This is a genomic window from Pseudogulbenkiania sp. FW507-F1 (genome assembly GCF_058781125.1).
Map to the genome: position 1 here is coordinate 44,171 of NZ_JBYSWM010000023.1, position 16,312 is coordinate 60,482.

The window sequence follows — 16,312 nt, forward strand, 5'->3', positions numbered from 1 at the left end:
CCCATTCTACGCAACAAGGAAACGCTCGTGTTCAACTGGCTGAAAAACCGCCTGCCGCACAACGGACTGACCGCCTACATCACCCATTCCGACTGCCTGCTGCACAATATGGGGGTCGGCCATCCGGAATGTCCGGAGAGGCTTACCGCCATTCGCGACCAACTGATGGCGTCGCAGCTGTTCGATTTCCTGCAGGAGGTGGAGGCGCCGCTGGTCACCGACCAGCAGCTGGCGCGCATCCATCCGCCCCGCTACGTCGAATACATCGAATCCTGCGCGCCCGCGGTCGGCACCTTCCGCATTGACCCCGACACCGCGATGTCGGCGGGCACGCTGCCGGCTGCGCTCCGTGCTGCCGGCGCCGTGGTCAAGGCGGTGGACCTGCTGTGCGAGGGCAAGGCGCCCAACGCCTTCTGCGCCGTGCGCCCGCCCGGCCACCATGCCGAGAGAGACCGCTCCATGGGCTTCTGCTTCTTCAACAACCTGGCCGTCGGCGTGGCCCATGCTTTGTCTTACTACAAGCTGGAGCGGGTCGCCATCATCGACTTCGACGTGCACCATGGCAACGGCACCGAGCAGATCTTCCGTGACGATCCACGGGTGATGATGGTGTCGACGTTCCAGCATCCGTTCTACCCCTACTGCGGCGACCAGCCGCTCGGCCCCAACATGCACAACGTGCCGCTCAAGGCCGGGAGTGGCGGGCGCGAATTCCGCGAGGCGGTGGAAAACGTCTGGCTGCCGGCACTGCACCAGTTCCAGCCGCAGATGCTGTTCATCTCGGCCGGCTTCGACGCGCACCGCGAGGACGACATGGGATCGCTGGGACTGGTGGAGGCGGATTACGAGTGGGTGACGCGGCAGTTGATGGCGGTGGCCGCACAACACGCCGAGGGCCGCATCGTCTCGGTGCTGGAAGGCGGCTACGACCTGTCGGCACTGGCGCGCAGCGTGGTGGCGCACCTGCGGGTGCTGTCGGAGGGATAGGCGCCGGACCGGACCCTCTACGCGTTGCAGACATGAAAAAGCCGACATTACGTCGGCTTTTTTCATCCTGACAGTTACTGTCCGCCGGATCCGTTGCCGGCTGAGCCGTCGGCCTTCTCGCCGATCTTGCCCTCTTGCCCGGTCAGCAGCTTGATCAGGTTGGACTTGTGACGATGCACCACCAGAATGGCGATGATGATGGAACTGCCGAAGTAGACGCTGTGCGGCCCGACGATGAAGAAAGCGTAGACCGGGGCCAATACCGCAGCAGTCAGCGCCGACAGCGAGGAAATCTTCACCACGACGGCCATGAACAGCCAGGTGGCCACGGCGGCCAGCGCCAACCACAGGTTGAAACCAAACAGCACGCCCACGGCGGTGGCAACCCCCTTGCCGCCTTTGAAGCCGAAGAATACCGGCCACATGTGACCAACCAGTACCGCGATGGCGGCCATGCCCACCGCCTGCTCACCCAGGCCATAACGCGGGCCGAGCCACTGCGTTAGCGCCACCGCCACCCAGCCCTTGATGCCGTCGCCCAGCAGGGTCAGCACGGCTGCCAGCTTCTTGCCGCTGCGCAACACGTTGGTGGCCCCCGGGTTGCCGGAGCCGTAGGAACGCGGGTCGGCCATGCCCATCAGGCGGCTGACGATCACGGCGAAAGACAGCGAACCGATAAGGTAGGCCGCCACGAGAAAAGCAAAAGCTGTCGTGGTCATCGTATATCCACTAAAATGCAAGACTTCGAATTTTACGGTATCAGGCGGCAATCCCCAACTGCCGCGCTCCAATGGACATCATCTTCTTGCGCGAGGTGCGCGCCGACACCGTCATCGGCGTCTACGAATGGGAGCGGCAAGCCCCGCAAGTCATCGAAATCGATCTGGAAATCGGCATCCCCAGCGAAGTGCCGTGCCATAGCGACGATATCGGCGATACCATTCATTACGGCGTGGTGGTCGAGCGCCTGCGCAAGGCGCTGGCCGAGCAGCATTTCCTGCTGATCGAGGCGCTGGCGGAATACATCGCCAAGGTCATCCGCGAGGATTTCGGCGCGCCGTGGGTCAAGGTTTCGGTAACCAAGCTCGGCATTTTGCCGGGAGTAAAACAGGTCGGGGTCATGATAGAGCGCGGCCACCGGCCGCACTGACCCCGGCAAAGGCAACGGCCCGCATGCGGGCCGTTTTTTGTTGGCACAAGGTGTTGTGCTGATCATTCGTTACCACTGCCACTTCAAGCGCAACTCTGTCTGGTGCTTGGTGACCTTGAGCGACAGGCGGGTATCCTCGTCGAGGCGCCAGCTAGGCCGCAGATCGAGACTTTGCCCGCCAGGCGAATCGATCCGCTCCAAGGCGAACGCGCCCGAGCGCAGCACCACCGTCTCGGTGGCGGCAACCCGGCTTTCGCTCTTGCCGGCATAGGCCGCTCCCGGCGTTGCGCACATCCACGCGCCCTCGGGACATTTCGCCAGTGCAGGCATGGCAAAACAGCCGCACAGCACAGAGATCCAGCACAACGAGTATTTCATGGCGATCGTCCTGCAAGGTCGACGGAAAGCCGCTACTCATATCAGCATGGATCATCCCTAAATTCATTCAAGCAGTTATTTCATCTTCAATTATTCGTTTATTCTTGCTGATTGCGCATGAAGTCGGCGGTATTGAAAAAGGCCTCCAGCAGCTTCTCTTTCAGCGCTTCCTCCACCACCAGGTCGGCAATGGCACGACTCATGCAGGACATCCACTGATCACGGGCGGCGCTGTCGACCGGAAATGGCATGTGCCGGGCACGCAGACGCGGATGGCCATACTTTTCGATGTACAGCGAGGGGCCGCCGAGCCAGCCCGACAGAAACATGTAGAGTTTGTCGCGCGACTCGGTCAGGTCGGCCGGATGCATATCGCGCAGCGCTTTCACGGAGGGGTCGCTGTCCATGATGTCGTAGAAGCGGTCGGTCAGCCAGCGTACCACGCCGGCTCCGCCCAACAGTTGAAAGGGGGTCATGTCCTGCATCGTTCTATCCTGCCAAGTTGCGCTGCCATGGCAATCGACCTCGCCTGTGCGTCACAAGCCAGGCCAGTGCCTCATCAGCAGCCGGTAAAAGGAAAATCCAGTGGCGGGCGGCGCCCACCGATGATGTCGGCCAGCGCCCGCCCCGAGCCCGGACCTTCAGTCCAGCCCAGCGTGCCATGGCCGGTGTTCAGATAAAGACTGGGGTAGCGGGTACGCCCGATCAGCGGCACATTGCCCGGCGAGGCGGGCCGCAGACCGGTCCAGTACTGAAGCTCCCCTTCCCAGTCGCACGCGTCAGGAAACAACGCCCGCGCGCGTTGCACCAGCAGGCCGCAGCGCACCGGGTTGAGCGTCGAGGAGTAACCGGCGAGTTCGGCGGTGCCGGCCACGCGCAGGCGGTCTCCCAGCCGTGACATGAATACCTTGTAGCTTTCCTCGGTGAGCGCCACCGTGGGCGCCGCCGCGGGCTCGCGGATGGGCAGAGTGACCGAATAGCCCTTGGCGGGATACACCGGCAACGCGAGACCGACGCTGCGCGCAATCGGTGTGCTGTAACTGCCCAGCGCCAGCACGTAGGCATCGGCGCGCACCGTCTCGAAGTAGCCATCCGGGCGAGTCACCGACACCCCGGCGACGTCGCCGCCTTCGGCCAACAAGGCGTTGATGTGGGTGGAAAAGCGAAACTCCACGCCCAAGGCCGCTGCGGCCGCAGCCAGCCCCGACGTGAATTTGTGGATATCGCCGGACTGATCGCTGTCGCAGTAGCAGGCCGCCGCAATGCGGTCGGCACTGGCTGCCAGGGCAGGCTCGATCCGCAGCAGCTCGGTGCGCGAAATCTCCCGTTTGTCGACGCCGAACTCACGCATGGTTTCGGCCGCGCGCAAGGCTTGCTCCAGATCCCGGCGGGACTCGAACAGCGTCACGATACCGCGCGCCAGGTGATCGAAGGCGATGCCGGTTTCCTCGCGGATCAGCGCGAAGGTGTCGCGGCTGAAGCGCCCCAGCGCCAGCATGCACAGCATGTTGCGATGCGCGCGTTGCGGCAGGCATTCGCGCAGAAAGCGTAGCGCAAAGGCCCACTGGGCGCTGTCGAAGCGCGGCCGGTACAGCAGCGGAGCATCTTCCCGCAGCAACCACTTGAACACTTTCCATGGGGTGGACGGCTGCGCCCACGGCTCGGAGTGGCTTACCGAGATCTGTCCGCCATTGGCGAAACTGGTCTCGCGCGCCGGACCGGTCGCCCGCTCCAGCACCACCACCTCGTGTCCGTCACGCGCCAGGAACCAGGCCGTCGAGACGCCGATGATGCCCGCCCCCAACACCACCACCTTCATCGTAGAACCCCGTTCACGATAGCAAAGAGGGGGGCATGTCCACTGGGTACGGCCCGAGCGCTAGGGCGGCGCTGGCACATGTTCAAGCCGAACGGCCGGCGCCATTGGCGGCCAGCTCGTACACGGTCTTGCCGCGCAGCTTGAACAGGTCGGCGGCAAAATAGAAGTTTTCGGAATGACCGACGAACAACAGGCCATCCGGCTTCAGCAACGGCGCGAACTTTTTCAGTACGGCGAGCTGGGTATCGCGATCGAAATAGATCATCACGTTGCGGCAGAAGATGGCGTCGTACTGCTTGCGCAGGGGCCAGGTGCTGTCGATCAGGTTGAGGCGCGAGAAGCTGATCATGCTGCGCAACGCGGCCTTGGCCTGGTAGCTGCCGTCGCCCTGCTTGTCAAAAAAACGCGTGGCATGCCCAGCCGGCAGACGTGCAATTTTGTCAGCGGGGTAGATGCCCTTGCGGCCGGTTTCCAGCACCGTGGTATCGAGATCGGTGGCGGTGATCGACACGCGCGCCCCCGGCACGCTCTCCAGCGCCGTCATCGCGATCGAGTACGGCTCCTCGCCGGTCGAGGCCGCGGCACACCAGATGGAGAGCTCCCCCCCCTGCTGCGCCTTCTTTTTCAGGTGCTCGGAGAGAATGGGAAAATGGTGTTCTTCACGAAAGAAGAACGTCAGGTTGGTCGTCAGCGCATTGACGAACTGCTCGAACTCCCGGCGTCCGGAGGCGGACTCGAGTTGGTCGAGGTAAGCGGCAAAGCTGGAGAGCTTCAGTTCACGGATGCGCCGCACCAGGCGACCGTACACCATGTCCTTCTTGGAAGGATTCAGGGCAATGCCGGCTTCGCGGTAGATCAGCTTGCGGATGCGTTCGAAATCGGCATCATTGAAGGCGAATTCACGCGTGTACTCGACCTTGGGCAGGGCAATCGATGGCAGCTTGATCATGAAGTCCACATAAAAAAACCCGGGCGGAAGCCCGGGTCTTATCTTAGCGTGGATTGCTTATACCGAGAAGGACGAGCCACAGCCGCAGGTGGTCTCGGCGTTCGGATTGCGAATCACGAACTGCGAGCCTTCCAGGCTTTCCTGGTAGTCGATCTCGGCGCCGACCAGGTACTGGTAGCTCATCGGGTCGACCAGAAAGGTGACGCCTTCGCGCTCGATGGCGGTATCGTCTTCGTTGACGATTTCATCGAAGGTGAAGCCGTACTGGAAACCGGAACAGCCACCGCCGGTCACGAAGACGCGCAGTTTCAGGTCCGGATTACCTTCTTCCGCCACCAGGTCGCGCACCTTGGAGCAGGCACTGTCGGTGAACGCGATCGGGCTCGGCATTTCGGTCGTAGCAGTCATTTTTTACCTCACAAAACAAACAAATGCCGTCAGCACGGCTTTCATCCTACTATTTTAGTCGGATATTAGGCCGGCTGGCCAGTTTTCAATACGGCAGGTGGGTGCAAAAGCCGCACCCCATATCGACGGCGGCGAAAAAGCCTCCGACTGCTGACGTGTTCCTGCCCTGTCAGCCGTACTTACGGCAGCAAGGGGACGATATCGAGACCGGCGTTTTCCGGCTGGCCAAACATCAGGTTCATCACCTGCACCGCCTGGCCGGAAGCACCCTTGACCAGGTTGTCCTCGACCACCAACACGATCAACAGGTCGCCGTTACCCGGCCGATGCAGCGCGATGCGTGCGGTGTTGGAGCCGCGTACCGAGCGCGTCTCGGGATGGCTGCCGGCCGGCAGCACGTCGACGAACGGTTCAGCGGCGAAACGCTGCTCGAACAAGGCCTGGAAGTCGGTCGCACTGGCCTCGGGGCGGATGCGCGCGTAGATGGTGGAATGGATGCCGCGGATCATCGGTGTCAGATGCGGCACGAAGGTCAGCTTGACCGGTGCGCCGTGGATCGCCGACAGACCCTGCATGATCTCGGGCGAGTGGCGGTGCCCCTTGACGGCGTAGGCCTTGAAGTTGTCGCCGGCCTCGGCCAGCAGCGTGCCGACCTCGGCCTTGCGCCCGGCCCCGGACACGCCGGACTTGCAGTCGGCGATGAGGGTGTCGACGTCGATCAGCTGCTTGCCGCCTTCCAGCAGCGGCAGCAGGCCGAGCTGTACCGAGGTCGGGTAGCAGCCGGCCATGCCGACCAGGCGTGCGGCCTTGATCGCCTCGCGGTTGACTTCCGGCAGCCCGTACACGGCTTCGGCCAACAGGTCGGTACAGCTGTGCTCCATCGCGTACCACTGCTGGAACACGGCGGGATCCTTCAGACGGAAGTCGGCGGCCAGGTCGATCACCTTGACACCCGCCTCCAGCAGCTCGCGCGCCTGCGCCATGGCAACACCGTGCGGGGTGGCGAAAAACACCACGTCGCACTCGGTCAGCTTGGCCTCCTCGGGGGTGGAGAAGGCAACATCGACACGACCGCGCAGGCTCGGGAACATCTCGGCCACCGGCATGCCGGCTTCCTTGCGCGAGGTTACCGCGGTGACGTGTGCCGCCGGATGCCCGGCCAGCAGACGCAGCAGTTCCACCCCGGTGTACCCAGTGCCACCGACAATACCCACCTTGATCATGCCCAACTCCTCGTAGCTGTAAAACAATGTCGCAAAGACGACAGTCTAAGTAGAGTAACCAGCCAACGCAACAAAACAAAAAAGCCACCTCGCGGTGGCTTTTTCGATCCAGTCCAGCAGCGGATTAACGCTTGGAGAACTGCTTGGCGCGGCGTGCTTTACGCAGACCGACTTTCTTACGCTCGACTTCACGGGCATCGCGGGTAACGAAGCCAGCGTGGGACAGAGCGGGCTTCAGCTCGGCGCTGAAGTCGATCAGGGCACGGGTGATGCCGTGACGGATGGCGCCGGCCTGGCCGGTTTCGCCGCCACCAACCACGTTCACCTTGATGTCGAACGACTCGAGGTGCTCGGTCAGAGCCAGCGGCTGGCGGATCACCATGCGGCCGGTTTCGCGGGCGAAGTACTCGTCAACCGGCTTGCCGTTGACGATGATCTGGCCGGAACCCTTTTGCATGAATACACGCGCTACCGAGCTCTTGCGACGGCCGGTACCGTAGTAATATTTACCGTTCATCTTTTGCCTCTAAATCAGAATTCCAGCACTTTCGGCTGCTGAGCAGTGTGCGGATGTTCGCTACCGGCGTATACCTTGAGCTTCTTGATCATGGCGTAACCCAGCGGACCCTTCGGCAGCATACCCTTGACGGCTTTTTCCAGAACACGTTCCGGGAACTGGTTTTGCAGTTCGGTGAAGGAACGCTCTTTGATACCGCCCGGATAGCCGGTGTGACGGTAGTATTTCTTGTCGAGTGCCTTGGCACCGGTAACACGCAACTTGTCGACGTTAACGACTACGATGTAGTCGCCGGTATCAACGTGCGGGGTGAATTCCGGCTTGTGCTTGCCACGCAGACGGCGGGCAACTTCGGCCGCGAGGCGACCCAGCACCTTGTCCGAGGCATCGACCACGTACCACTCGCGCTTTACTTCATGCGGCTTGGCAGAAAAGGTCTTCATGGAGCTCTTCCATCGTAAATTCTTGAAAGTTCCGGATTCTATTACAGTGCCTGGGGACTGTCAAACCCTTGTGCGGCAACAGAAAAGGCGAGGTGAGGCGAGCTCGGAAAAGTGTTGTAACGGGTGTCTCAAAGCACCAGAAATGCCACCTGGGGCTTGTGCAAAAGGCAAAAAAAAAGCGCAACCGTTAGATTGCGCCAAGTTCCACCTAAGAAGGAGGATGGAGGAGACAACACCAAAACGCACACGTTGCATGTAACGTCCTGATGCAGTACCGATTATCGGCACATGTGATCGATTACGCAAGTATTTTTTGTGCAGTGCAGTATAAATTTGCAACTGACGCCTGAATCACACTCGCCTAGCCTCAAGAATTCCTTGCAAATCAAGCACATGAGACAGAACACGGTTGATGTCGTTGACCTGCCGCACCTCGACGGTGAAACGCATCCGCGCCTTGAGATCCTTGGAGAGCGTGTTCACGGCAATGACATTGAGCTTTTCCCGCGACAAGACGTCGGAAATATCGCGCAACAGGCCGTTGCGATCATGCGCGATCACTTCTATGTCGATCGGGAACACGCTGGTTTTCTGCTCGCCCCAGTCGGCGGCGATCAGGCGCTCGGGGGCGTCCGCCGACAGCCGCTTGAGCGTGAGGCAATTGGCGCGATGGATGGAGATGCCGCGCCCCTTGGTGACGAAGCCGACCACGGCGTCGGGCGGCGCCGGCTTGCAGCAACGCGCCAGCTGCGTCATCAGGTTGTCGATGCCTTCGATCAGGATGCCGCCGGCGTTGTGCCCGCCCTTGCTGCGCTTGACCAGGTCTTCCGGGGCGATGTCCGGCGGCGGCGGCGGGGCGAAGCTCTCGATCGCCTGGGCGACCGAGCGGATCGACAGCTCGCCGTGGCCGAGCGCGCCGTAGAGCTCGTCCATGCGCGCAAAGCCGAGTTTTTCGGCGAGCGCGGCCAGGTTGGGTTGCAGGTTGGGGTGGCGCGCCAGCTCTTTCTCGAACAGCTGTCGCCCGCTCTCGCGCACCGCGTCGGCGTTCTGCAGCCGGATGTGCTGGCGGATCTTGGCGATGGCGCGATGGCTCTTGACCCAGCCTTCGTGCAGCCAGTTGACGCTGGGGCCGCCTTCCTTGGCCGCGAGGATTTCGACGCGCTGGCCGTTCTGCAGCGGCGTGGACAGCGGCACGATCTGCCCTTCCACCTTGGCGCCGCGGCAGCGATGGCCGAGGTCGGTATGGATGGCGTAGGCGAAGTCGATCGCGGTGGCGCCGCTGGGCAGCGCCAGCACCCGGCCGTTGGGAGTCAGCACGTAGATGGTGTCGGAGAACAGCTCGGTCTTGAAGGCGTCGGTCAGGCCGGAGCGGTCGGAGACCTCCTCGCGCCAGTCGAGTAGTTGCCGCAGCCAGGAGATTTTTTCCTCGTAGGCGGCATCGCCCTTGCCTCCCTCCTTGTAGCGCCAGTGCGCCGCGACGCCGAATTCGGCGTGTTCGTGCATGTCGAAAGTGCGGATCTGTACTTCGATGACGCGGTCTTCCGGGCCGATGACGGCGGTGTGCAGGCTGCGGTAGTCGTTGGCCTTGGGGTGCGAGATGTAGTCGTCGAACTCGCCCGGCACCGGTTGCCACATGCTGTGGATCAGGCCCAGCACGGTGTAGCAGTCCTTCACCGATTCGACCAGCACACGCACGGCGCGGATATCGTACAGCTCGGAGAAGTCGAGGTTTTTCTTGCGCATCTTTTTCCAGATGGAATAGATGTGCTTGGGTCGGCCGGCCACCTCGCCGTTGATGTCGGCGGCGCGCAATTCGCCACGCAACGTGTCCAGCACGCGCGCGATGTAATCGATGCGGCCTAGGCGGCGCTCATCGAGCAGTTTGGCGATTTTCTTGTAGTTTTCCGGTTCGATATGGCGGAATGCCAGATCTTCCAGTTCCCACTTGATCTGCCACACGCCGAGACGGTTAGCCAGCGGGGCGAACACGTCCATGGTTTCCTGGGCGATGGCGCGGCGCACCGCTTCGGGGCACTCGGTCAGGTAGTGCATGGTCTGGGTGCGCCAGGCCAGCTTGATCAGCACCACGCGGATATCGGCCACCATGGCGAGCAGCATCTTGCGCATGGTCTCGGCCTGGCGCGCGCGCTCCTCGGGGGTGTCGAGCTTGTCGATGCGGGCGATCTCGGTGAGCCGGCGCACGCGGTTGACGCCATCCACCAGCACCACGACGGTGGGGTTGAATTCGTTCGTCATCCATTCGTGCCAGTCTTCGCGGAAATCCGGCACGGCGAACAGCAGCGTGGCGACCACGGCGTCGGTCAGCAGGTCGAGGTCGGCGACGATGGCAGCGGCCGATACGGCGTGGCTGAACACGTCCTCGCCGGTCTGGGTCAGGCGCTTGCCGGCGTACAGCTCGCGCGCGCTGTTGAAGGCGCGGGCCAGCGCACTGCGGTCGGCCTCGTTTTGCGAGGCGGAAAGGTGCTCGAGCCAGCGCTGCGGATCGGCGGCACCAGCCAGGGTATCGGCTACGGAACGGACTACGGAAACCATGATTCTCTATTCTCGTGACGGCCGCTTGGCCGTCCTCTTCGTCAACATCGCACGCTGAAGGTTCAGCGCTCTTCGGCCAACCTGTGCAGCAGCCGGCGCACCGGGGCCGGCACCCCGGCATCGGGAGCCTCGTCCAGCGCCAGCCAGCTGCCGTTTTCTTCCTTCGCCACGCGTCCGTCCAGAGCCTCCAGCCGCAACGGCTGCGGGGTGATGATCAGCCGGAAATGCGAAAATACGTGTTCCAGCTCGGGCCAGGCCGGCAACAGGTCGCCCGGGCCGCGCTCGCGCCGCCATGCCTCGACGGCCTCGGAAGTCTCGAACTCCGGCAGCGACAGCAAGCCGCCCCAGATGCCGCTGGGCGGACGCCGCTCCAGCCAGACGCGGTTCTGGTGCACGGCCAGCAGCATCACGGTACGCCGCGTCGGCACCACTTTCTTCGGCCGGCGCGCCGGCAGTTCGGCGCAGCGCCCGTCGCGCGCGGCGACGCAGCGATCGACCATCGGACAGACGGTACAGGCCGGCTTGCTGCGGGTACAGACGGTGGCGCCCAGATCCATCATGCCTTGGGTATAGGCGGTCATGCCTTGATTTGGCAGCAGCGATTCGGCCAGCGCCCACAACTGCTGCTCGACCTTCTTCTCCCCGGGAAAGCCCTCGACGCCGAAGCAGCGCGTCAGCACGCGCTTGACGTTGCCGTCGAGGATGGCCTCGCGCTGGCCGAAAGCGAAGGCGGCGACCGCCGCCGCGGTGGAGCGGCCGATACCGGGCAGACGCTCGATCTGGCTGCGCTGCTGCGGGAATTGCCCGCCGAACTCGCTCATCACCATGCCCGCGGCCTTATGCAGATTCCGTGCCCGGGTGTAGTAGCCGAGGCCGCTCCACAGGGCCAGCACGTCGTCGAGCGGCGCTGCAGCCAAACTGGCGACGTCGGGAAAACGCGCGAGAAAGCGTGCGTAATACCCCAGTACCGTGCTCACCTGGGTCTGCTGCAGCATGATTTCCGACAGCCATACCCGGTAGGGATCGCTCACCTGCCACGGCAGTCCGTGCCGTCCGTGAGTTTGCTGCCAGGCGATCAGGCGCTCGGCGAAGGCGCTTTCCATGCTGCTTTTCCTGCTGAGAAACGAACCGGACATGGTACTGCAAAGCCCTGACGCGACCAAGACGCAGCGCGGCATTGGGCATGGGAATTCCAAGCGCCGCCGGGCGATCTGGCTTAAAATAGGGGATTGATTTTCACGAGATGTTTCATGTCCAGCTTCCGCTCCCGCCAACGCGCCAACGTACGCCGCGACCAGACCCACCGCGACCGCCAGGCTCAAGCCGCTCCCACGACCGGCAATGACGCCCCGGCCGGCAAGCCGCCGCGCCAGGAAGAACGCCGGCATTTCGACCGGAAGCCGGACAGCCGGCCGCATGGCCAGGGCAAGCCGCCGCGTCGCGAAGGCGAAGGCTTCGGCCAGCAGGAGCGCCGCCAGTTCGGCGACAAGCCGCGCTTCGGCCAACCGCGTCAGCAGGGCGAGGGGCAGGAACGCCGTCCAGGTCCGCGCCGCGAGGGCGAAGGCTTCGGCCAACAGGAGCGCCGCCAGTTCGGCGACAAACCGCGCTTCGGCCAACCGCGTCAGCAGGGCGAGGGGCAGGAACGCCGTCCGGGACCGCGCCGCGAGGGCGAAGGCTTCGGCCAACAGGAGCGCCGCCAATTCGGCGACAAGCCGCGCTTCGGCCAAGCGCGCCAGCAGGGCGAGGGGCAGGAACAGGGCTTCGACCGCAACAAGCGCCATTACGGCCAGTCGCGCAAGGACAGCGCCGCGTTCGGCAAGAACGAAACACGCGACGACGCCCAGCATCCGCATTCCGGCCCATCCCGCGCCCAGGGGGAATGGCAGGAGCGTCGCCCCGCGCCGCGTCGTGAAGGTGAAAGCTTCGCCAAGCACGGCAAACGCCAAGGCGACGAGCCGCCGCGTTTCGGTCGCGACCGCTCCGATCAGCCACGCCGCCACGAAGCGGACAGCCGCCAGGAAGACGAGGCGCTGCCGTTCACGCCAAGCCCGACCGGAGCCAGAAAGCCGACCTTCATCAGCCGGCCCAAGGAGCAGGACGACCAGACCGCCAGCCCGGCTCCGCGCCGCGAAGATGATCGGCCGGCGCCGCAGGCGCGCCACGAGTCGCGCCCCCGTTACGATGCCGGTCGCAGCGAAACCGAAGCCGGTGACGACGCCCCGCTGTTCACCCCGAGCCCGACCGGCGCCAAAAAGCCCGGCTTCATCAAGCGCGCCGGCGACGCCGAAGCGCGCCCGGCGGCACGCGAAAGCCGCGCGACGCCGTTTGCCGGCGGAGTGCGTCCGGAAGGCCCGCGCCAGCCGGCGCCCAGCGCCCCGCTGACGGTCGGCCGCAAGGTCCAGCTGTCGCTGTTCGCCCCCTGCCCGCGCGGCCTCGAAGAGGTGCTCGCTGGCGAACTGACGGCTCTGGGGGCGCAGCATATCCAGCCGACCGATGGTGGGGTCGGCTTCAGCGGCGACGCCAGCATGATGATGCGCGCCAACCTGCACAGCCGCACCGCCAGCCGTGTGCTGATGCTGGTGGCCGAAGGCAGCTACGCCTCCGAGCACGACGTCAACCAGCTGGCGATGCAGGTGGACTGGCCGCGCTTCTTCGACGTCAGCCGCACCATCAAGCTCAAGACCGACGGCGTCGGCTCGCAGGTGCGTAGCCTCGATTTCGTCTCGCTGACGGTGAAGGACGCCATCTGCGACCGCTTCCGCCAGTCCGGCCTCGGCCGCCCCTCGGTCGACACCCGCACCCCCGACGTGCGCGTGCAGGTGTTCCTGACCCCGGACACCGCCAAGATCTACCTCGACACCAGCGGCGAGCCGCTGTTCAAGCGCGGCTGGCGCGAGGAAACCGGCGAGGCGCCGCTGCGCGAGAACCTCGCCGCCGGCATCCTGCTGCTGGCCGGCTACGACGGCAGCCAGCCCCTTATCGACCCGATGTGCGGTAGCGGCACCTTCCTCGTGGAAGCCGCCGACATCGCGCTCCAGCGCGCGCCAGGCCGCAACCGCCGCTTCGCCTTCCAGCGTTTGCGCGACTTCGATTCGGTCGCGTGGGAAGCGCTGCAGCTCGACGCCAGGTTGGCCGAAAAGCCGCTCGCCCCGCTTGCCATCCACGGCTCGGACCGCGACGCCGCGATGACCGCGATCGCCCGCCACAATCTGCAGGCGGCAGGCCTGGCCGAGGTCGTCACGCTCAACACCGGCGAGGTGCTCGACGCCCGCCCGCAGGGCGAGAACGGCCTGATCGTCAGCAACCCGCCCTACGGCGTGCGTCTCGACGAACAGGACGCGCTGGCCGCGCTCTACCCGCAGCTGGGAGACTGGCTCAAGCAGCACTTCGCCAGCTGGACCGCGTACTTCTTCACCGGTGACCTGCGCCTGGCCAAGCTGATCCGACTCGAGGTGAAACGCCGCGTGCCGCTCTATAACGGCGCCCTGGAATGCCGCCTGTTCGCCATCCCGCTGGTGGCCGGCAGCGCGCGCCGCGACAAGGGCGACGAACACGCCGGCTGAGCCAGCCCCGCCCACCCTCGCAACCGCCATCGTCGTGCCGACATGGCGGTTTTGTTTTGGGCGGCACCCGCGCGTTGCCGGCGGCGGCGGGATGGTCTTTACTTCTAGCAGGGTGCCGCTTGTCCCGGCCGCTCCCGGCTTCACACCATCACGCCCCCTGGCCGTTCCAGTCACGCCGGGTGGCGCGCGGCAACGTATCGATGCCGATTGGGAATGGCAGCCATTCTGTTTCGTTAGGGATTTCGCCAATTAGCCGACGCTAATGTGCCTGCTACGATCGTCGTATGGTCGTGCCACACCTCACCGAGCTCCGGTCACGACCTTCACACACGATATCGTTGATTGCGACAGGGAATGACATGAAGAAACCGTTCTACACCCGTCTGTACTTCCAGGTGCTGCTGGCGATCGCCATCGGCGTCACGCTGGGTGCCATGGCACCGGATTTCGCCGCCAAGATGAAGCCGCTGGGCGACGCCTTCGTCAAGCTGATCAAGATGATGATCGCCCCGATCATCTTCACCACCGTGGTGGTCGGCATCGCCAAGATGGGCGACATGAAGGAAGTCGGCCGCGTCGGTGGCAAGGCCTTGCTGTACTTCGAAGTGGTGACCACGCTGGCGCTGGTGATCGGCCTGGTGGTGGTCAACGTGCTCAAACCGGGTGCCGGTCTCAACATCGACCCGGCCACGCTGGACTCGGCCGCCGTGGCCAAGTACGCCGCCGGCGCCAAGTCGATGAACACCATCGACTTCTTCATGAACATCATCCCGCATAGCGTGGTATCGGCCTTTGCCGAAGGCGATATCCTGCAGGTGCTGCTGTTCTCGGTGCTGATGGGCGCCGCGCTGTCGGCCATGGGTGAAAAGGGCAAACCGCTGGTGAGCATTCTCGATGAATTCTCCCACTCCATGTTCCACATCATCGGCATGATCATGAAGCTGGCCCCGATCGGAGCCTTCGGCGCCATGGCGTTCACCATAGGCAAGTACGGCGTGGGTTCGCTCAAGCAGCTGAGCTACCTGATGCTGTGCGTGTACCTGACCTGCGCCGCCTTCGTCTTCATCGTGCTGGGCACCATCGCCAAGCTGACCGGCTTCAGCCTGTGGAAATTCCTCGCCTACATCAAGGAAGAGCTGATCCTGGTGCTGGGCACCTCGTCGTCCGAATCGGCGCTGCCGCGCATGATGACCAAGATGGAAAACCTCGGCTGCGCCAAGCCGGTGGTGGGCATGGTGATCCCGACCGGTTACTCGTTCAACCTGGACGGCACCTCGATCTACCTGACCATGGCAGCCATCTTCATCGCCCAGGCGGTGAACGTGGACCTGACGCTGGGCGAGGAGCTGGGCCTGCTGGGCGTACTGCTGCTGACCTCCAAGGGGGCCGCGGCCGTGACCGGCGGCGGCTTCATCACGCTGGCCGCGACCCTGGCCACCCTGCACGGCAAGCTGCCGGTGGAAGGCCTGGCGCTGCTGCTGGGGGTGGACCGCTTCATGTCCGAAGCCCGCGCCATCACCAACCTGATCGGTAACGGCGTGGCCACCGTGGTGGTCGCCAAGTGGGAAAACGCGCTCGACGTGGAACGCATGAACCGCGTGCTGAACGGCGAGACCGTGGAAGAAGCCGACGAGCCGGAAGCGGTTGCGGAACAAGGGCTGGACACCGTGGTGCTGACCACCAAGCCGGGCGTCAACGCCTGAAGCAGATTCCTTGTCCGCTCAAAACCCCGTCACACGTGACGGGGTTTTTTTATTGCCGGCGGGCAGGCCCGTCGAGCGAGATCGCGCCGGCTCAGGCGCGACGCAGGTTGACCAGCACGATGCCGGCAAACACCAGCAATGCGCCGACGAGAAAACGCGGGTCGAGCGGTTCGCCCAGCAGCAGCACGCCGAATGCCACACCGAACAGCGGCGTCAGGAAGGAGAAGGCCGACAGGCGCGACGCCAGGTAACGGCGCAACAGCCAGAACCAGGCAAGGAAGCTGGCAAACGCCACGATCACGCCCTGAAACAGCAGGCTGGCCCAAGCGATCGGACTCATCTGCAGCGTCGCCCACTGCCCCGTGCCACCACCCAGCGCCAGCAGCAGCACCGAGGCCACGGTGAGCTGGTACAGCAAGGTCTGGGACGGAGACGCTTCGGACAGGCTGGAAGCGCGCACCACGATGGTGGTAGCGGCCCAAAGCAATCCCCCCAGCAGACCCAACGCATCGCCCAGCAGCATGCGCCCCCACTCCCCCTGCCCGCTCAGGCCGTTGGAAAAGGCCAGCGCAATGCCGGCGAACGCCAGCCCCACCCCGCCCCACTGCGCCCGCTCCAG

17 protein-coding genes are annotated in these 16,312 nt (G+C 64.1%); 5 read left to right on the top strand and 12 right to left on the bottom strand.

The features are described from left to right. Positions 1–27: 27 nt before the first annotated feature. Positions 28–987 carry a histone deacetylase family protein gene (locus tag AC3WG5_RS14645; RefSeq protein ID WP_492569242.1) on the top strand — a complete coding sequence of 320 codons (960 nt, stop codon included), beginning with the start codon at positions 28–30 and terminating at the stop codon, positions 985–987. Between the two features lie 74 nt (positions 988–1,061). On the opposite strand, the gene plsY is transcribed toward AC3WG5_RS14645, so the two are convergent. Continuing rightward, positions 1,062–1,706, bottom strand: coding sequence for a glycerol-3-phosphate 1-O-acyltransferase PlsY (plsY, locus tag AC3WG5_RS14650; protein ID WP_014085989.1), 645 nt, complete (start codon positions 1,704–1,706; stop codon positions 1,062–1,064). A gap of 71 nt (positions 1,707–1,777) precedes the next feature. Between plsY and folB the strand changes: the two genes are divergently transcribed. Beyond that, positions 1,778–2,137: a dihydroneopterin aldolase gene (gene folB / locus AC3WG5_RS14655; RefSeq protein ID WP_008953411.1), complete on the top strand. Its 360-nt coding sequence runs from the start codon at positions 1,778–1,780 to the stop codon at positions 2,135–2,137. 69 nt (positions 2,138–2,206) lie between these two features. Here folB and AC3WG5_RS14660 read toward each other — a convergent pair whose 3' ends face one another. The 10 genes from AC3WG5_RS14660 to mutY all read right to left on the bottom strand — a co-directional run bounded on the left by AC3WG5_RS14660 (position 2,207) and on the right by mutY (position 11,530). Next, positions 2,207–2,515 carry a hypothetical protein gene (locus tag AC3WG5_RS14660; protein WP_008953412.1) on the bottom strand — a complete coding sequence of 103 codons (309 nt, stop codon included), beginning with the start codon at positions 2,513–2,515 and terminating at the stop codon, positions 2,207–2,209. Between the two features lie 98 nt (positions 2,516–2,613). Further along, entirely contained in the window at positions 2,614–3,000 is a 387-nt protein-coding gene (locus AC3WG5_RS14665) for a group II truncated hemoglobin (protein WP_014085987.1), read from the bottom strand. A 74-nt stretch (positions 3,001–3,074) separates the two neighbouring features. Further along, positions 3,075–4,334 (bottom strand): D-amino acid dehydrogenase, encoded by a 1,260-nt coding sequence (locus AC3WG5_RS14670; protein WP_492569244.1) that lies wholly within the window; start codon positions 4,332–4,334, stop codon positions 3,075–3,077. 82 nt (positions 4,335–4,416) lie between these two features. Continuing rightward, a complete protein-coding gene (locus AC3WG5_RS14675) occupies positions 4,417–5,283 on the bottom strand; it encodes a CheR family methyltransferase (RefSeq protein ID WP_492569245.1) in 867 nt (288 codons plus the stop codon). A 57-nt stretch (positions 5,284–5,340) separates the two neighbouring features. Further along, positions 5,341–5,691 carry an iron-sulfur cluster insertion protein ErpA gene (gene erpA, locus AC3WG5_RS14680; protein ID WP_008953416.1) on the bottom strand — a complete coding sequence of 117 codons (351 nt, stop codon included), beginning with the start codon at positions 5,689–5,691 and terminating at the stop codon, positions 5,341–5,343. A 179-nt stretch (positions 5,692–5,870) separates the two neighbouring features. Beyond that, positions 5,871–6,914 carry an N-acetyl-gamma-glutamyl-phosphate reductase gene (argC, locus tag AC3WG5_RS14685; protein ID WP_014085985.1) on the bottom strand — a complete coding sequence of 348 codons (1,044 nt, stop codon included), beginning with the start codon at positions 6,912–6,914 and terminating at the stop codon, positions 5,871–5,873. Between the two features lie 124 nt (positions 6,915–7,038). Beyond that, positions 7,039–7,431 (bottom strand): 30S ribosomal protein S9, encoded by a 393-nt coding sequence (gene rpsI / locus AC3WG5_RS14690; RefSeq protein WP_014085984.1) that lies wholly within the window; start codon positions 7,429–7,431, stop codon positions 7,039–7,041. A gap of 14 nt (positions 7,432–7,445) precedes the next feature. Then, a complete protein-coding gene (gene rplM, locus AC3WG5_RS14695; RefSeq protein WP_008953419.1) occupies positions 7,446–7,874 on the bottom strand; it encodes a 50S ribosomal protein L13 in 429 nt (142 codons plus the stop codon). Between the two features lie 351 nt (positions 7,875–8,225). Next, a complete protein-coding gene (locus AC3WG5_RS14700) occupies positions 8,226–10,427 on the bottom strand; it encodes a RelA/SpoT family protein (RefSeq protein ID WP_492569248.1) in 2,202 nt (733 codons plus the stop codon). A 62-nt stretch (positions 10,428–10,489) separates the two neighbouring features. Beyond that, a complete protein-coding gene (gene mutY / locus AC3WG5_RS14705; RefSeq protein WP_492569250.1) occupies positions 10,490–11,530 on the bottom strand; it encodes an A/G-specific adenine glycosylase in 1,041 nt (346 codons plus the stop codon). On the opposite strand from mutY, the gene AC3WG5_RS14710 reads away from it, so the two are divergent. The 3 genes from AC3WG5_RS14710 to AC3WG5_RS14720 all read left to right on the top strand — a co-directional run bounded on the left by AC3WG5_RS14710 (position 11,529) and on the right by AC3WG5_RS14720 (position 15,693). Continuing rightward, complete coding sequence (locus AC3WG5_RS14710) at positions 11,529–11,660, top strand: hypothetical protein (protein WP_255345168.1); 132 nt, start codon at positions 11,529–11,531, stop codon at positions 11,658–11,660. The two genes, mutY and AC3WG5_RS14710, sit on opposite strands and share 2 nt — an antisense overlap. Positions 11,661–11,677: 17 nt before the next feature. Further along, positions 11,678–13,990 (top strand): THUMP domain-containing class I SAM-dependent RNA methyltransferase, encoded by a 2,313-nt coding sequence (locus AC3WG5_RS14715; protein ID WP_492569251.1) that lies wholly within the window; start codon positions 11,678–11,680, stop codon positions 13,988–13,990. A gap of 359 nt (positions 13,991–14,349) precedes the next feature. Next, positions 14,350–15,693: a dicarboxylate/amino acid:cation symporter gene (locus tag AC3WG5_RS14720; RefSeq protein WP_492569253.1), complete on the top strand. Its 1,344-nt coding sequence runs from the start codon at positions 14,350–14,352 to the stop codon at positions 15,691–15,693. 91 nt (positions 15,694–15,784) lie between these two features. Here the strand turns inward: AC3WG5_RS14720 and AC3WG5_RS14725 are convergent. Further along, the coding region (locus AC3WG5_RS14725; protein WP_492569254.1) for a DMT family transporter at positions 15,785–16,312 on the bottom strand (528 nt) is incomplete at its 5' end.

What these genes read in the sequence shown, in the direction of transcription:
- plsY (WP_014085989.1), bottom strand. Translation starts at nt 1,706, where the DNA reads ATGACCACGACAGCTTTTGCTTTTCTCGTGGCGGCCTACCTTATCGGT.
- AC3WG5_RS14715 (WP_492569251.1), top strand. Translation starts at nt 11,678, where the DNA reads ATGTCCAGCTTCCGCTCCCGCCAACGCGCCAACGTACGCCGCGACCAG.
- AC3WG5_RS14720 (WP_492569253.1), top strand. Translation starts at nt 14,350, where the DNA reads ATGAAGAAACCGTTCTACACCCGTCTGTACTTCCAGGTGCTGCTGGCG.
- rpsI (WP_014085984.1), bottom strand. Translation starts at nt 7,431, where the DNA reads ATGAACGGTAAATATTACTACGGTACCGGCCGTCGCAAGAGCTCGGTA.
- AC3WG5_RS14700 (WP_492569248.1), bottom strand. Translation starts at nt 10,427, where the DNA reads ATGGTTTCCGTAGTCCGTTCCGTAGCCGATACCCTGGCTGGTGCCGCC.
- AC3WG5_RS14665 (WP_014085987.1), bottom strand. Translation starts at nt 3,000, where the DNA reads ATGCAGGACATGACCCCCTTTCAACTGTTGGGCGGAGCCGGCGTGGTA.
- AC3WG5_RS14710 (WP_255345168.1), top strand. Translation starts at nt 11,529, where the DNA reads ATGCTGCTTTTCCTGCTGAGAAACGAACCGGACATGGTACTGCAAAGC.
- AC3WG5_RS14675 (WP_492569245.1), bottom strand. Translation starts at nt 5,283, where the DNA reads ATGATCAAGCTGCCATCGATTGCCCTGCCCAAGGTCGAGTACACGCGT.
- AC3WG5_RS14660 (WP_008953412.1), bottom strand. Translation starts at nt 2,515, where the DNA reads ATGAAATACTCGTTGTGCTGGATCTCTGTGCTGTGCGGCTGTTTTGCC.
- AC3WG5_RS14670 (WP_492569244.1), bottom strand. Translation starts at nt 4,334, where the DNA reads ATGAAGGTGGTGGTGTTGGGGGCGGGCATCATCGGCGTCTCGACGGCC.
- folB (WP_008953411.1), top strand. Translation starts at nt 1,778, where the DNA reads ATGGACATCATCTTCTTGCGCGAGGTGCGCGCCGACACCGTCATCGGC.
- rplM (WP_008953419.1), bottom strand. Translation starts at nt 7,874, where the DNA reads ATGAAGACCTTTTCTGCCAAGCCGCATGAAGTAAAGCGCGAGTGGTAC.
- erpA (WP_008953416.1), bottom strand. Translation starts at nt 5,691, where the DNA reads ATGACTGCTACGACCGAAATGCCGAGCCCGATCGCGTTCACCGACAGT.
- argC (WP_014085985.1), bottom strand. Translation starts at nt 6,914, where the DNA reads ATGATCAAGGTGGGTATTGTCGGTGGCACTGGGTACACCGGGGTGGAA.
- mutY (WP_492569250.1), bottom strand. Translation starts at nt 11,530, where the DNA reads ATGGAAAGCGCCTTCGCCGAGCGCCTGATCGCCTGGCAGCAAACTCAC.